This is a genomic window from Roseococcus sp. GW821-FHT12F05, assembly GCF_058806835.1.
Window position 1 is genome coordinate 1 of record NZ_JBXAQB010000048.1, and the last position, 1,351, is coordinate 1,351.

Genomic DNA, 1,351 nt, shown 5'->3' on the forward strand with positions numbered 1-1,351 from the left:
GCGCGGTCCGCGACGGCCGCGCCGTCTACCTCAACGGCCAGCTCGTCCCCGACGTCACCACCCACCCCGCCTACCGCAACGCCGTCGGCTCCGCCGCCATGCTCTACGACCACCAGGCGCGCCCCGAGAACATCGAGCGCATGACCTTCGACCTCGGCGGCGGACGACGCGTCAGCCGCGCCTGGCAGCTCCCGCGCTCCTATGCCGAGATGGTCGAGCGCCGCAACGCCCTCGTCGAATGGGCCGAGCTCACCTGCGGCTTCCTCGGCCGATCCCCCGACCACGTCGCCTCCTCCGTCTCCGGCCAGTTCATGGGCGCCGAGGTCTTCGACCGCCACGACCCCGCCCGCGGAAAAGCCTTCCGCGACTGGTACGAATACGCCCGCTCCAGCGACCTCTTCCTCACCTACGTCATCAACAACGTCCAGGGCGACCGATCCAAGGCCTTCGGCGACCAGGGCGAGGGGGCCGAGGACATGATCGCCCGCATCGTCGACGAGGACAGCTCCGGCATCACCATCCGCGGCGCCAAGCTCTTCGCCACCTCCGCCATCATGGCCAACGAGATCTTCGTGGGCTCCGGACAGCCGCTCAAGCGCGGCGAGGAGGACCTCGCCTTCTCCTGCGCCCTGCCCATGAACGCCAAGGGCATGAAGCTGCTCTCGCGGCGCAGCTTCGAGGAGGCCGCGCTCAGCGAGTACGACCACCCGCTCTCCTTCCGCTACGATGAGAACGACGCGCTGGTCTTCTTCGACGACGTGAAGGTCCCCTGGGAGCGCATCTTCGTGTACCGCGACACCGACATGTGCCGGGCCCAGCTGCACGACACCTATGCCCATGTCTACCAGAACTACCAGGCGCAGATCCGCCTCTCCGTGAAGCTGCGCTTCCTGGCGGGGCTGGCGCGCGGGCTGGCCGAGACCATCGGCACGGTGAACTTCCCGCCCGTGCGCGAGCAGCTGGGCAAGCTCGCCTCGCAGGCCGCCGTCATCGAGGGGATGGTGCTGGGGATGGAGGCGGGCGGCCAGATGGTGGGCGAGTACTACCTGCCCAACAAGCACCTGCTCTACGCGGCGCAGGTGCAGTCGCAGGAGATGTACCCGCAGGTGATCCAGTCCATCCGCGAGCTGGCCGGCGGTGCCATGCTGATGCTGCCCTCGTCGGTGGCGGACTTCTCGCATCCCGAACTCTCTCGCGTCATCCGGGCGACGCAGATCTCGCCGGCCATGACGGGCGAGGAGCGGGTCAAGCTGATGAAGCTGACCTGGGACGCGGTGGGGACGGAATTCGCGTCCAGGCACCTGCAGTATGAGATGTTCTATGCCGGCGGGCAGTATGTCACGCGAGGACA

General features: G+C 67.9%; 1 protein-coding gene. It reads left to right on the forward strand.

From position 1 onward, the window contains the following. Nucleotides 1-1,351, forward strand: a 1,351-nt coding sequence (locus tag AC1ROY_RS34010) for a 4-hydroxyphenylacetate 3-hydroxylase family protein (RefSeq protein WP_493153388.1), incomplete at both ends; no start/stop codon positions are given.